Here is a 13,604-nt window from a genome sequence, read left to right as displayed (position 1 = left end):
AAAAGGATTGCTCTGTGGCGGGGGCGTAGTAGCATCTCGCCATGGGACCCATTCATTACGCGCTGTTGTTATCCTTGTTTGCCGGTTTGGCGATCCCATTGGGGGGCGTGCTGGCGCGGGTGGAGCATATTTCCAACCGCGCGGTGGAGGCGCGGTTTCTGAAATCCATCACAGCTTTTGGCGGTGGAGCGTTGCTTTCGGCGGTGGCTTTGGTGCTGGTGCCCAAGGGTGCGGAGGTGCTGCCGGTGGCGCTGGCCGTTGGGTTGTTGGTGGCCGGGGGCGTGTGTTTTGCGCTGGTGGATGCGGCCTTGGCGAAGGCGGGCGGTAGCGGGGCGCTTGTGCTGGCGATGCTGTTGGATTTCTTGCCGGAAGCCATGGCGCTTGGGGCGTTGCTTGTGACCGAGGCGGCGACGGCGAAGTTGTTGGCGGCGATGATGTTTTTGCAGAACCTGCCAGAAGGGTTTGCCGCGTTTCGCGAGATTTGGGCGCAGGGGAAGTTGCCCGCGGCCAAGGTTCTATTGGTGTTTGTCGCGCTGGCTGGGTTGGGGCCGCTCTGTGCGTTGCTTGGTTTTGCGTTTTTGGCAGATGATCCGGAGACGATGGGGGCGATCACGATTTTCGCCGCCGGTGGGATTTTGTATCTGGTGTTTCAGGATATCGCGCCAGAAGCGCATGAGTGCGGGGCCTATTCGCCCGCGTTGGGGGCCGTGGCCGGGTTCGCCTTGGGCTTGGCTGGTGACATGGTGATAGGGTGAGGTTGGGCAGTTGCTTGCGTGGCGTGTATTCGGGGTGCACAATCTATTTGGTTGCTAAGTTTAATAGAAACAGAATTGGAACCATCGACGCTAAGCAAAAAAGAAAAATCAAAAAAATGCGACCGTACTCATAGGCAGCTTTAGGAAAGCCCGTTTCGAACCCAACCAACTTTTTTAGAAAACGGACAAAACTTGGCAAGACGATGTTCCTAGTAGAAGTCACACTGTTAGAAGTTGATTAGCTGGAGTCTATTTGCATAGTGTTCTGTTTCTCAAGCATCAGTTTTCAGAAACTCACCGTTTGCTCCGCAGGAGAATGCCAAAGCTGTGCTTTGGCAGCGCCCGAACCGTCCCCACGGGGCGGGCGCTTCGCTTTCCACCCCTCGGTTCGGGCGCGGCGGCAAGTTGATGGCCATCATCAAAAAGGCTGCCCCAATCAGGGATAGCCTTTCGATTGCTTATGCAAGATCCTTGTAAGACACTTCTTTGGCGTCTGCGCCTTCGCCCACTTTGTCGCGGCGCACTAGAAGACGGTTGAGCGCGTGGATGTAAGCCTTGGCGGAGGCGACAACCGTGTCGGTGTTGGCGGACTGGCCGGTGGCGATCACGCCGTCTTCTTCCAGCCGTACAGAAACCGTCGCCTGCGCGTCGGTGCCTTCGGTCACGGCGCTCACCTGATAGAGTTGCAGGCGGGCGGTGTTGGGGTGGATCTGCCGGATCGCTTTGAAGGTGGCATCCACCGGGCCGTCGCCCTCAGAGGTGGCGGAGACGTCTTTGCCGTCAACTTCCATCTCGATGGTGCTTTCGGCTGGGCCGCCGGTGCCGCAGACCACTTTCATGGACACGAGCTGCAGACGGTCGTCTTCGTCTTCGCCGCTGTCGGCGCGCACGAGTGCGACCACGTCGTCGTCAAACACCTCTTTCTTGCGGTCGGCAAGCTCTTTGAAGCGGACAAAGATGTCTTTGAGCTGGTTGTCACCCACTTCAAAGCCGAGCTGTTCCAGCTTGTCGCGCAACGCCGCGCGGCCGGAGTGTTTGCCCAAAGGCAGCGAGGTGCCGGAGAGACCGACGTCTTCGGGACGCATGATCTCGAAGTTTTCACGGTTCTTCAGCATGCCGTCTTGGTGGATGCCGCTTTCATGGGCAAAGGCGTTTTTGCCAACGATGGCCTTGTTGGGCTGCACCAGGAAGCCGGACACGGTGGAGACACGGCGGGAGATCGCCATGATCTTGGTGGTGTCGATGCCGGTGGTCCAAGGCATGATGTCGTGGCGGGTTTTCAGCGCCATGACCACTTCTTCAAGCGCAGTATTGCCTGCCCGTTCGCCCAGACCGTTGATGGTGCATTCGATCTGACGTGCGCCGCCCGCGACGGCGGCGAGCGAGTTGGCGGTCGCCATGCCCAGGTCGTTGTGGCAGTGGGTGGCGAAGATCACCTCATCGGCGCCCGGCACAGTCTCGATCAGTCGCTTGATCAGGTCGGCGCTTTCGGCCGGGGCGGTGTAGCCCACTGTGTCGGGGATGTTGATGGTGGTTGCGCCCGCCTTGATGGCGATTTCGATCACGCGGCAGAGGTAGTCCCACTCCGTGCGGGTGGCATCCATGGGCGACCATTGCACGTTGTCACAGAGGTTGCGGGCGTGGGTCACGGTCTGGTGGATCTTGTCGGCCATTTCGTCCTGGGTGAGGTTCGGAATGGCGCGGTGCAGGGGCGAGGTGCCGATGAAGGTGTGGATGCGGTTCTGCTTGGCGTGTTTCACCGCCTCCCAGCAGCGGTCGATGTCGGCGAAGTTTGCGCGCGCCAAGCCGCAGATGCGGGAATTCACAGAGTTCTTGGCGATCTCAGACACGGCGGCGAAGTCGCCTTCGGAGGCGATCGGGAAGCCGGCTTCGATGATGTCCACGCCCATGTCATCGAGCATGCCGGCAATTTCCAGCTTCTCATCATGGGTCATGGTGGCGCCGGGGGATTGCTCGCCGTCGCGCAGGGTGGTGTCAAAAATCAGGACTTTGTTGTCGGACATGGGTTTGTTCCAGTTTAGATATGCGGTTTGGGAGACGGGGCGCGGTCGCTGTCTCCGGAATTGGGTTCGCCGGTGGGCTCGATCAGAAGTACTTTCACTTCTTTCTCGGCACGGGGGCGGTGGACCTGGCCTTTGGGCACGATCAACAGCTCGCCCGGACCAAAGGTAACGGAGGGGGCGTTGTCGTAGTCCATGGTGACTTCGCCTTCGAGCACGAGGAAAAAGTCATCGGTGGTATCATGCTTGTGCAGCGGGTACTCGCCCTGAAATTTCACCACCATGACGTCGTTGCCATTGTAGTTGGCAACCACGTGCGGGTCCCAATGGCTTGAGAACATGGATAGTTTTTCGGCGAGATTGATCTTTTGCATCTGGGTTTCCTAGTTACCTGTGGGTGTCGATTGGCTGTGAAGCGGGTCAGACATGTGGCGCGAGATAATCTCCTCTGAGCACGCGCGCCAACAGGGTCACGCTCAGAGGCGGACTAGGAGTAGGTCGAGGCCACGCGCAAAGGGCGCCGGAAGGCGCGCGTCTGTTGCGATATGGGCTCGTTTGGTCATGCCGCAGATTTATACATGCCGTTTGGTAAATGAAAAGGGCAAAAGTTTTGGATTTTTGTCCGAGGGTGATTGGGGCTTTGGCCCGTCACAGCGGGGCTGTGACTCCCCAAGGTATTTGGGGAAAGAGAAAAGCTTGGGGCATCCGGTTAAGGGTGTGGCGCGTAGTATTGGGGCAAGAGGGAGAATGATATGCGCGCATTGGTGGTTGGCGATACTGGTGGGATAGGGTCGGCGGTGTCAGCACGATTGCGGGCGCGAGGCGCGCAGGTTGTCGGGCTGTCGCGGCAGCGGGACGGGTTTGATGTTGCCGATCCGGCGCAGGCAGAGGCCGTGCTGGATGCGCTGGACGGGCCGTTTGGACTTATTTTTGTAGCGACGGGTGCTTTGGTTTGCACAAGGTCTGCTCCGGAGAAATCGTTGCGCGAGGTGAGCGCGGAAGAGATGGCGGCGCAGTTTGCAGTGAACACCATTGGACCGGCGTTGGTGTTGAAGCAGGCGCCAAGGTTGTTGGCGCGGCGGGAGCGGGGCGTGTTTGCAGCTTTGTCGGCGCGGGTGGGGTCGATTGGTGATAATCGCGCTGGTGGCTGGTATTCGTACCGGGCATCCAAGGCAGCGCTTAATCAGGTGATCCGGACAGGGGCGGTAGAGTTGGCGCGGAGCCGTAAGCAGGCGGTCTGCGTCGCGTTGCATCCCGGAACAGTGGCGACAGACTTCACGGCCAACTATCCGGCGCATAAAAAGGTTGGCGCTGAGGAGGCTGCGGCAAACCTTCTGGGCGTGTTGGACGGGCTGGCGCCCGCCCAGAGTGGTGGGTTCTATGATTATGCGGGGCTTGAAGTGCCGTGGTGAGACCGATCTGCGAGACGGCTGATCGCGGATAGAGCCCAGTAGGCGAGCAGGCCAGCCGGACCAAACAGGAAGATCAGCGGCAGGCTTGGGGCCACCCACCAGAAGCGGATGCCCTTTGCGCGCGCAGAGCGGCAGGCCCAAGCGCCAATGAACAGATCAAAGGCGAGGAAATGCACCCAGCCTGCCAGGAGCGCCTGGTCGTGGGAGAACAGGGTTTTCACGCTAGCGAGACTGTTAAAGCCGCCGGTTGTGTCGGCCGGAAGCAGGATCAGCGCGACATAACCGAGCGAGAGCAGGGCTGGCAGGAGGAAGCCCGCGATTTTGTCTGACAGGGTGGGCAGCCATGGAGATGTGAGGAGCAGGAGCCAGCCAGACATGGCGAGGAGGCCTGCGAGAGAGAAAGCGGTTTCTAGGGGCATTAGGGGGCCATGGTAAATGTGGTTTTGGCTATATGTTGCGATTCGCTTGCATATGCAAGCATATAGCAATAAATGGGGTGTATGACGGATATCAGAACAACAAGCGCGCTGCGGCTCTTGCAGGCAGCGGATGAGTTTCGCGCGGGGCTGGCCGGGGAGTTTTCTTCGGTGCATGGCATCTCGGTAAATGAGTTTTTGATGCTGCTGCATTTGCAGCGATCGCCAAAGCAGCGCTTGGCGCGGGTGGAGCTGGCCAAGCGGATGCATGTGAGTGCTTCCACCGTGACCCGCATGGCTGCGCCGATGGAGAAAATCGGGTTGCTTAGTCGTGATGTGGATGAACGGGACGCGCGGATTGTGTTTGTGGTGCTCACAGACACGGGGGCGGAGCGTTTGGCGGACGCTTTGGTGACTTTTGCCAAGCGGGCCGGGTACTTGCTGGATGAACGCTGGCAAGGCGATGACGTGGTTCAGTTGGCGGAAATGCTGCGGCGATTGGCACCGGGGGCGGCGGGGACGCTGACCTGAAATGAAAAAGCCGCGCAGAGGGCGCGGCTTTGTGGTCTTTGCTGGCGGTGGGATTACCCGTCGTTTTGGGCTGGTGCGGCCTCGGAAAGAGTGCCGTTGGCCCAGTTGCCTTTGCGCTCTTCACCGGAGGCGTATTTCATCGTGCCTTCGCCCTGACGCTGGCCCCCTTTGAAGGTGCCCTCATAGATGTCGCCGTTGGCGTAGGTGGCGACGCCAACCCCATCGATCTCGCCGGATTTCCATTCACCCGCGTATTTGAAGCCGTCCGGCATGACAATTTCGCCAATACCGTTGCGCTGACCGAGAGAGAACTGGCCGGTGTAGGTGGTGCCATCTGCGTAGGTGGCGACGCCCATACCGTGGCGCTGGCCGTCTTGCCATTCGCCCTCATAGCGGTAGCCGTCGGCGTAGGTCATCACGCCGCGGCCGTGGTTCTTGGCGTTTTTGAAGTCACCTTCATAGACCAGACCATTGGCGTAGACCGCTTTGCCAACGCCATCGTTCACGCCTGCCTTCCAGTCGCCTTCATAGGTGGTGCCGTCGGTGTAGGTGATTTTGCCTTGGCCGTCGGCAAGGCCATTGGCGAACTGGCCGACATAGACCGAGCCGTCGGCGTAGGTGACTTCGCCGTTGCCTTCGATGTCACCGTTGACCCAGGTGCCCACGTAGACGTAGCCATCGCTGCCTTTGAAGGTGCCCTGGCCATGGCGTTGATCCGCCTGGAAGTCGCCTTCATAGGTGTCGCCGTTGGCGTAGGTCACCATGCCTTTTCCTTGGCGTTGACCACCGACCAGTTGGCCGACATAGATGTCGCCATTGGGCTGCGTGAGCGTGCCGTCGCCTTCGATTTGACCCGCGGCCCAGGTGCCCTCGTAGGTCAGGCCTCCGGGCATGGTCAGGCGGCCTTGGCCCGCGCGTTCGCCGGCTTTGATTTCGCCGTCATAGATGGTGCCGTCAGCATATGTGATCTTGCCGAGGCCTTCTTTGACGCCGTTGAGCCAATCGCCTTCGTAACGGTAGCCGGCCGGGCTGATCATCACGCCTTTGCCGTGGTGGTTGGCGTTTTGGAAGCTGCCTTCGTAGCGCACGCCGTTGGCATAAATCGCCACACCTGCGCCGGTGATTTTACCGTCGGCCCAGTCACCCTCGTAGGTGCCGCCATCGGTGAAGGTGATTTTGCCAAAACCATGCGGTTTGCCTTTGGCAAAGGTGCCGACATAAACCGAGCCATTGGGGAAGCGGGCCATGCCTTCGCCAACGATCTCACCCTCAACCCAAGCGCCTTCGTATTCGTAGCCGTTGGGCAGGCGGTAGATGCCGGTGCCGTGTTGCAGCCCGTCCTTAAAGGTGCCCTCATAGACACCGCCGTCGTCATATTGTTTGGTCAGAACCTGGCTGTCCTGTGCGAAGGCAGCACCGCTCAACGATGTGCCGGCCATCAGGATGGCTATGGTAAGTGCCTGAGTTCTGCTCATAATTTCCAGTCCCACTGTTGCCCCGAAGGAGCATCCCCATCACCTTGCGGTGTTTTGCGTGATTTTAGGGCAAGGGTGGGATTGGGGCAAACGGTTTTGCACCCCGGCCCTGTTTTGGCAGGAATGAGCGGTCTGGGGGCGGTGGTTTGCGCTTTTCCTTGGCGCTGTGTCTGCTACATCTTTGCGCAAGTAACGCGGTGCGGGAAGAGAAGACATGGCTGATACATTCCGTTTGACACTGGCGCAGGCCAATCCGGTGATGGGGGATTTGGCAGGCAATGCCAAGAAGGTGCGCGAGGTCTGGGCCGAGGCCAAGGCGGCGGGCTCTGATATGGTCGCTTTCCCGGAGATGTTCATTGTGGGCTACAACGCGCAGGATCTGATCTTGAAGCCGGCGTTGCAGGCGGCCGCTTTGGCGGAGATTGAGCAACTGGCGGTGGAGTGCGCGGAAGGGCCAGTGGTGGCTGTGGGCGGGCCGTTGGTGCAGGAGGGGGCGCTTTATAATGCGTATTTCATCCTGAAGGGCGGAAAGATTGCGCATACGCAGCTCAAGCATCACTTGCCAAACTACACCGTGTTTGACGAAGAGCGCCTGTTTGCCCATGGGCCGATGGGTGGGCCGTATGATGTGAACGGGGTGCGGGTTGGTAGCCCGATTTGCGAGGATGCTTGGTTTGAGGATGTGCCGGAAACTATGGAGGAAACCGGCGCGGAGATCCTCGTGGTGCCGAATGGCTCGCCTTATTACCGCGACAAGTTTGATCGCCGCATGAACCATATGGTGGCGCGGGTGATCGAGACCGAATTGCCATTGGTGTATCTCAACATGGTGGGCGGCCAGGACGATCAGGTGTTTGACGGCGGCTCCTTTGTGCTGAACCCCGGCGGGCAGTTGGCGATGCAATTGCCGGTGTTTGACGAGGCGGTGGCGCATGTGGAGTTTGAACGCACGGCTGCTGGCTGGCGCTGCAAGGATGGCCCAAAGGCGCTGTTGCCTGCGGGCGAAGAGCAGGATTACCGCGTCTCGGTTGAGGCGCTGCGGGACTACATGGGCAAGACCGGCTTCAAGAAGGTGTTGCTGGGGCTGTCCGGTGGCATTGATAGTGCGCTGGTGGCGACGATTGCGGTGGATGCATTGGGGGCAGAGAATGTGCGCTGTGTGATGTTGCCATCCGAGTATACCTCGCAGGAGTCGCTGGATGACGCGGAGGACATCGCTAAGCGGTTGGGTGTGCACTATGACTATGTGCCCATTGCCGAAGGGCGTGCCGCGATCACCAACACGCTGGCGCCGCTGTTTGAAGGCACGGAACCGGGCTTGACCGAAGAGAACATTCAGAGCCGCTTGCGCGGGCTGCTGTTGATGGCGCTGTCCAACAAGTTTGGTGAGATGCTGCTGACCACGGGCAACAAGAGCGAGGTCGCGGTGGGCTATGCCACGATCTATGGCGACATGGCCGGCGGGTACAACCCGATCAAGGACATGTACAAAACCCGCGTGTTTGAGACCTCGCGCTGGCGCAACAGCGTGCATCGCGACTGGATGAATGGGCCGGAGGGCGAGGTCATTCCGGTGAACATCATCGACAAGCCGCCGTCCGCGGAGCTGCGTCCGGACCAGAAGGATGAGGACAGTCTGCCGCCCTATGACGTGTTGGATGCGATCCTGTTCATGCTGGTGGATGAGGACAAATCCGTCGCGGACTGCGTGGCTGCTGGCTATGACCGGGAGACGGTGAAGCGCGTGGAGCATCTGGTCTATATCAGCGAGTACAAACGCTTCCAGTCCGCGCCAGGCGCGCGGTTGAGCAAGAAGGCGTTTTGGCTGGATCGGCGCTATCCGATTGTGAATCGGTTCCGTGACCCAAGCTGAGCGACAGAACTAACGTTTAAATAACAGGGGCTTGAACATGATTGAACGCAAACACACGGGCACACGGATGTCCAAAATCGTCATTCACAATCAGGTGGCGTACCTGTGTGGCCAAGTTGGCGCGGGGGACACGGTTGCGGAGCAGACGCGAGATTGTCTGTCTCGCGTGGATGCGTTGCTGGAAGAAGCTGGATCAGATCGCGAGCATATTTTGCAGGCGATCGTGTGGCTGTCCGATATGGCGGATTTTGCCGAGATGAATGCGGTTTGGGATGACTGGGTGCCGGAAGGCCATGCGCCTGCGCGGGCCTGCGGTGAGGCGAAATTGGCGCGGGATGTGTTGAAGGTTGAGGTGATTGTTACGGCGGCTGTGAAGGGCGGTTGAGGGAATGTGGCTGCTGAGCGGAGGGTAGAAGAGTGTGGTGCTTGCCTGTCCGAACATGTGATCGGCAAGGATAAAATGCATTTCTGAAGTGCGGCCAAAGCCTGTTTCTGCTTGACTTGAGCTAGGCCCCTAAAATGAGAACAAGTTCGTGAAACGCAATTCAGGCTAAGATGTGCTCAAGAGATTTTTGTTGTTATTGTTTTCTGCCGCTTTCACTGTGATAGCCATCATTGGGCTGTTGCTTTGGTCATCTGTCGATGAGTTTACAGGGGCAACTTTCAGCCAAGAAAAATGGGCGGCTAATGGGGAGTGCCAAGCAGCCTCCGGCGATGACTGTGTGCAGCAACGCCCACGGTGCCCCCGTGGGGCAATGGCTCAGGATCTACGTCAAAATTTCTTGCACAACCGCGAGACAACTAAAACCGATGTTTCAGAATTGATTGGTGATCATGACACCACCGTCGTAATCGGCGGAGAACACTGCGAAGCTCACTATTTGGGAATGTGCAGCCCGATGTCTTTTGATGGTGACAGTCTTTATGTTTGCTACGATCAGAACGACGCGTTGGTTAGTTCCGGCCACATCAGGCACTAGCAATCTGATCCCTGGTTCAGGCTTTCAAGTAAAGTACTCGAAGTTGGAGAAGCCGCTCTTAGCGGCTGCTTGCTCAATAAGCTCCGCTTTTTTTGGCGCCCTGAGATTTTCAGCGCGTCCCAAACCGGGACGCGTTGTCTTCTATTCTGGCGGTTTAGCCGCGGGCTTTGATGACCTGCAGCAGCGGCATCAGGGAGGCCATGTCGGGGCCGTTTTTCTGACCGGTGAGGGCTTTGCGCAGGGGCATAAACAGACCGCGGCCTTTGCGGCCTGTGGCCTCTTTCACCGCCGCGGTCCAGGTGGACCAGGTGTCGTCATCAAACGGGCCTTCGGGCAGGAGCTTCATGGCCTCGGCGATGAACTCTTTGTCTTCGTCGTCGATCTCTGGTTCCGCGCCATTGGTGTAGAGATCCCACCATTTGCCCAGATCGTTGAGCGTGGTGATGTTGTCGCGGGTCACGTTCCAGAAGCGCTCGGCCAGCTCAGTGGGCACACCAACCGCCGCAACGGCGTCGGCCACCTCTGCGAGGGGGGTTTCCTGCAGCACTTTGGCGGTGAGCGGATAGAGGTCTTCGACGTCAAATTTGGTCGGCGCTGCGCCAAATTTGGTAATGTCAAAACCGTCCGCGATCTCTTCGAGGTTGGCGCGCAGTTCCATTGGGTCGGAGCTGCCCAGACGGGCCATCAGGCTCAGGAGGGCAATCGGCTGCACACCGGCTTCGCGCAGGTCACGCAGGGCCAGGGTGCCGAGGCGTTTGGAGAGCGCTTCGCCCTGTGGGCCGGTCAGCAGGGAGTGGTGCGCGAAGTTGGGCACCGCGCCGCCCAAGGCTTCGATTATCTGGATCTGGGTGGCGGTATTGGTGACGTGGTCGGAGCCGCGCACCACATCGGAGATGCCGTAGTCGATGTCGTCACAGATGGAGGCCAGCGTGTAGAGGAACTGACCATCGGCGCGGATCAGCACCGGGTCAGATACGGAGGCGGCGTCGATGGAGCGGTCGCCCAAGATGCCGTCGGTCCATTCAATACGTGCGTGGTCCAGCTTGAAGCGCCAGTGGCCGTTGCCGCGCTCTGCGCGCAGGTTGGCTTTCTCGTCGTCCGACAGGTTCAGGGCCGCGCGGTCGTAAACCGGCGGTTTGCCCATGTTGAGCTGTTTCTTGCGCTTCAGGTCCAGCTCGGTTGGGGTTTCAAAACACTCATAGAACCGGCCCATGTCGCGCAGGTGCTGCGCGGCGTCTTCATAGCGCTCCAGGCGGTCGGACTGTTTCTCGATGCGGTCCCAGGTCAGGCCAAGCCATTCGAGATCTTCTTGGATGGCGTCGACATATTCCTGTTTGCTGCGCTCCGGATCGGTGTCGTCGATGCGCAGGATGAAGGTGCCGCCAGCTTTGCGGGCGATCAGGTAGTTCATCAGCGCGGTGCGCAGGTTGCCAACGTGGATGTAGCCGGTGGGCGAAGGGGCAAAACGGGTGGTCGTCATGGGAATCTCCTGTTGCGTTCCCAATTCCATACCTCGCGCGGTTTGTCCAGAAATGTGGCACTTAGCCCGCGTGCACGGGCCATTTGGCGTTCAGATCCGTCAGGCCGGTTTGAATGAGCTCCTCGAGGACTGCGATGTCGATGTCGGCGAGTTTGTTGATGTAGAGGCAGGATTTGCCAAGTTTGTGTTTGCCGAGGCGGGCGAGAATGGCGCTGTAGTCCTGGTATCCAGGCATGATGTAGAGCACGAGATTGGCTTTGCGCGGGCTGAAGCCGGTAGCGAGGAAATCGCCTTCGCGGCCGCTGTCGTAGCGGTAGTGGTATTGGCCAAAGCCGATAATCGACGGGCCCCACATGACTGCAGGGAAGCCGGAGACGCGCTCGAAGAGGTCAAGCAGAACGTGGGCGTCAGACTGGCGGCGCGGGGGCGTGACGGTTTGCAGGAAGTCGCGCGGGGCCACGTCTGTGGGGGCGGTTTTGTTGCCTGACATTTTGGGCGGTCCTTGGTTGGGATCCGTCACTTCTACGTGATTATTGATCCAAATTCTCGCACCTTCCGTAAAATCGATATTATTAGCAAATATCGATATTTTTGACAGCAGTGGGAGAGGACCAATGTCAAAGAAGACCGGACTGACGCGGCGTGGCGTTTTGGCGGGGGCAGCGGCGATGCCTTTGGCCGCAACGATGGCGCCGCAAATGGCAGCAGCCAAAGCGGAGATGATGGGGGTGGGCGCGACGCGTTTTAACCGCATGAAGCTTGGCAATTTTGAGGTGACCACCTTGTTGGTGGGGACGCGCACGGTTGAAAACCCGCAGAGCATTTTTGGCATGAACGTGAGCGCGGAGGAGTTTGCCGAGGCTTCGGGCGCTGCCAACATTCCGACCAATGCGGCGCAGTTTTTCTTCACGCCGACTGTGGTGAACACTGGAAATGAGTTGGTGCTGTTTGATACAGGCCTGAGCCCGGAGAGCATCACGGGGGCGTTGGAGGCGGCGGGCTATTCGGCGGATCAGATTGATACCGTGGTGATCACCCACATGCATGGTGACCACGTTGGCGGCGTGGCTGGTGAAGGCGGCGTGACCTTTGGCAACGCGCGCCATGTGACTGGACGCGTGGAATATGACGCCTGGGCGGCAACGGACGGCAACAAAGCGTTTGAAGGCAAGATCCGCCCGAATGCCGAGCGCTTTGACATGATCGAAGATGGGGCTGACGTGGCGGGGGGGATCTCCGCCGTTGGCGCCTTTGGGCATACGCCGGGTCACATGGCCTATCGCATTGAGAGCGAGGGGCAACAACTTGTGATTGCGGCAGATTTCGCCAACCACTATGTGTGGTCTTTGGCCTACCCGGATTGGGAGGTGAAGTTTGACCGCGACAAGGCTGCGGCGGCGGCGACCCGGCGCAAGATGCTGGATATGCTGGCGGCGGATAAAATTCCGTTCATTGGCTATCACATGCCATGGCCAGCGGTGGGTTATGTTGAGAAACACGACAGTGGCTACAAATATGCGCCAGCAAGTTACCAGCTGATGCTGGGATAAGAGCCGTTTTGGCTCTTAGAGGCGGCGCTCCCCTCGGGGCGCCGCTTTTGTTTTGGTCTTTGATCTAGAACAGAGTTTCGCACGTCCTGTTTGCGGTAACGGTGTCTCTGTGAGCAGATGTGCCACGTACATTTGTGCCTTCTGGAGTATGGACCGTTGCAAGATATTCTGACCGTGACTTTCAACCCGGCGGTGGATATGTCCACCGCGACGCCTGAGGTGAGTGCAGGGCCAAAGCTGCGCTGCGACGCGCCGGTGTTTAGCGCGGGTGGCGGCGGGATCAATGTGTCGCGCGCGATCCGGATTTTGGGCGGGTATTCGCGCGCGTTTGTCGCGGCTGGGGGCACTGCAGGGGTGAAGCTCGGGGTTTTGTTGGCCGAAGAGGGCATCGCGCGCATTCCGTATCCGGCACCGGGGGAGACCCGCACCAATGTGGCAGTAATCGAAGGCGCAAGCGGGGATCAGTATCGCTATGTGATGCCGGGGCCAACTTGGCGGGAGGCGGACTGCGAACTGATGTTGGACAACCTGTGTGCGATGGTGTCGCCGTCGGGATTGGTTGTGCTGTCGGGCAGTTTGGCACCGGGCATGCCAGTCGACGTGATCCGGCGCATCATGCAGCGGCTTGGGGCCGAGGGGCCAAAGGTGATTTGTGACATTTCAGGCGCGCCACTGGCGGATCTTTGTGGGCATGAGGGATGCGGGCTGGAAGTGCTGCGCATGGACCATGATGAAGCGGAAGAAATCGAAGGTGCGCCATTGGCAAGCCGCGAGGACAGCGCCCGGTTTGCGCGCGATTTGGTCACGAAAGGTGTGGCGCGTGCGGTGGTTGTTGCGCGGGGACCGGATGGGTCGGTGCTGGCGACAGAAACGGGCTGTGTGCATGCTTCTGGTCTGGATGTGCCGGTGGACAACAAAGTGGGGGCTGGGGACAGTTTTGTCGGGGCGTTTGCCTTAGCGATGGCCATGGGCAAAGACGCGACCACGGCCCTGCAGTGGGGCACGACGGCGGCGACGTCGGCGGTGACCACACCCGCGAGAGAGCTGTGCCGGAAGCCGGATTTTGAGCGCTATCTGCCGGAGTGTGCGTTGAGCGATCTGGCCGTGTAGT

At 59.4% G+C, this 13,604-nt stretch carries 14 protein-coding genes; 8 read left to right on the top strand and 6 right to left on the bottom strand.

From position 1 onward, the window contains the following. Positions 1 to 41 precede the first annotated feature (41 nt). Positions 42 to 755: a divalent cation transporter gene (locus MK208_RS02490; protein WP_294113547.1), complete on the top strand. Its 714-nt coding sequence runs from the start codon at positions 42 to 44 to the stop codon at positions 753 to 755. Between the two features lie 458 nt (positions 756 to 1,213). On the opposite strand, the gene MK208_RS02485 is transcribed toward MK208_RS02490, so the two are convergent. Both MK208_RS02485 and MK208_RS02480 read right to left on the bottom strand, forming a co-directional pair. After that, on the bottom strand, positions 1,214 to 2,779 hold the full coding sequence (locus MK208_RS02485) for a 2-isopropylmalate synthase (protein ID WP_294113546.1): 1,566 nt from the start codon (positions 2,777 to 2,779) through the stop codon (positions 1,214 to 1,216). 14 nt (positions 2,780 to 2,793) lie between these two features. Beyond that, on the bottom strand, positions 2,794 to 3,150 hold the full coding sequence (locus MK208_RS02480; protein WP_294113545.1) for a cupin domain-containing protein: 357 nt from the start codon (positions 3,148 to 3,150) through the stop codon (positions 2,794 to 2,796). 378 nt (positions 3,151 to 3,528) lie between these two features. Here MK208_RS02480 and MK208_RS02475 point away from each other — a divergent pair, with 378 nt between their 5' ends. Beyond that, a complete protein-coding gene (locus tag MK208_RS02475) occupies positions 3,529 to 4,188 on the top strand; it encodes an SDR family NAD(P)-dependent oxidoreductase (protein WP_294113543.1) in 660 nt (219 codons plus the stop codon). Here the strand turns inward: MK208_RS02475 and MK208_RS02470 are convergent. Continuing rightward, a complete protein-coding gene (locus MK208_RS02470; RefSeq protein WP_294113541.1) occupies positions 4,161 to 4,607 on the bottom strand; it encodes an ABA4-like family protein in 447 nt (148 codons plus the stop codon). The two genes, MK208_RS02475 and MK208_RS02470, sit on opposite strands and share 28 nt — an antisense overlap. Before the next feature lie 81 nt (positions 4,608 to 4,688). On the opposite strand from MK208_RS02470, the gene MK208_RS02465 reads away from it, so the two are divergent. Next, positions 4,689 to 5,135, top strand: coding sequence for a MarR family transcriptional regulator (locus tag MK208_RS02465; RefSeq protein ID WP_294113540.1), 447 nt, complete (start codon positions 4,689 to 4,691; stop codon positions 5,133 to 5,135). Between the two features lie 53 nt (positions 5,136 to 5,188). Here the strand turns inward: MK208_RS02465 and MK208_RS02460 are convergent, their stop codons facing one another. After that, positions 5,189 to 6,574, bottom strand: a complete 1,386-nt coding sequence (locus tag MK208_RS02460) for a 2-isopropylmalate synthase (RefSeq protein WP_294114101.1) — start codon at positions 6,572 to 6,574, stop codon at positions 5,189 to 5,191. A 250-nt stretch (positions 6,575 to 6,824) separates the two neighbouring features. On the opposite strand from MK208_RS02460, the gene MK208_RS02455 reads away from it, so the two are divergent. From MK208_RS02455 to MK208_RS02445, 3 genes are all read left to right on the top strand, one after another. Then, positions 6,825 to 8,483: an NAD+ synthase gene (locus tag MK208_RS02455; RefSeq protein ID WP_294113539.1), complete on the top strand. Its 1,659-nt coding sequence runs from the start codon at positions 6,825 to 6,827 to the stop codon at positions 8,481 to 8,483. Between the two features lie 37 nt (positions 8,484 to 8,520). Continuing rightward, positions 8,521 to 8,868 carry a RidA family protein gene (locus MK208_RS02450; RefSeq protein ID WP_294113537.1) on the top strand — a complete coding sequence of 116 codons (348 nt, stop codon included), beginning with the start codon at positions 8,521 to 8,523 and terminating at the stop codon, positions 8,866 to 8,868. Positions 8,869 to 9,058: 190 nt separating this feature from the next. Further along, positions 9,059 to 9,463, top strand: coding sequence for a hypothetical protein (locus MK208_RS02445; RefSeq protein WP_294113535.1), 405 nt, complete (start codon positions 9,059 to 9,061; stop codon positions 9,461 to 9,463). Between the two features lie 154 nt (positions 9,464 to 9,617). On the opposite strand, the gene gltX is transcribed toward MK208_RS02445, so the two are convergent. Together gltX and MK208_RS02435 are read right to left on the bottom strand one after the other, a co-directional pair. Further along, positions 9,618 to 10,943: a glutamate--tRNA ligase gene (gene gltX, locus MK208_RS02440; RefSeq protein ID WP_294113534.1), complete on the bottom strand. Its 1,326-nt coding sequence runs from the start codon at positions 10,941 to 10,943 to the stop codon at positions 9,618 to 9,620. A 61-nt stretch (positions 10,944 to 11,004) separates the two neighbouring features. Then, complete coding sequence (locus MK208_RS02435; RefSeq protein WP_294113533.1) at positions 11,005 to 11,433, bottom strand: DUF1801 domain-containing protein; 429 nt, start codon at positions 11,431 to 11,433, stop codon at positions 11,005 to 11,007. Positions 11,434 to 11,557: 124 nt separating this feature from the next. Here MK208_RS02435 and MK208_RS02430 point away from each other — a divergent pair, with 124 nt between their 5' ends. Together MK208_RS02430 and MK208_RS02425 are read left to right on the top strand one after the other, a co-directional pair. Then, on the top strand, positions 11,558 to 12,493 hold the full coding sequence (locus tag MK208_RS02430; protein WP_294113532.1) for an MBL fold metallo-hydrolase: 936 nt from the start codon (positions 11,558 to 11,560) through the stop codon (positions 12,491 to 12,493). Positions 12,494 to 12,649: 156 nt separating this feature from the next. Continuing rightward, positions 12,650 to 13,603 carry a 1-phosphofructokinase family hexose kinase gene (locus MK208_RS02425; protein ID WP_294113531.1) on the top strand — a complete coding sequence of 318 codons (954 nt, stop codon included), beginning with the start codon at positions 12,650 to 12,652 and terminating at the stop codon, positions 13,601 to 13,603. Position 13,604: the final 1 nt, after the last annotated feature.

Source organism: Shimia sp. (assembly GCF_022448905.1).
Classification (GTDB): Bacteria; Pseudomonadota; Alphaproteobacteria; order Rhodobacterales; family Rhodobacteraceae; genus Shimia.
The sequence above is the reverse complement of the archived record's forward strand: the minus strand, read 5'-3'. Positions and strand labels throughout refer to the sequence as shown.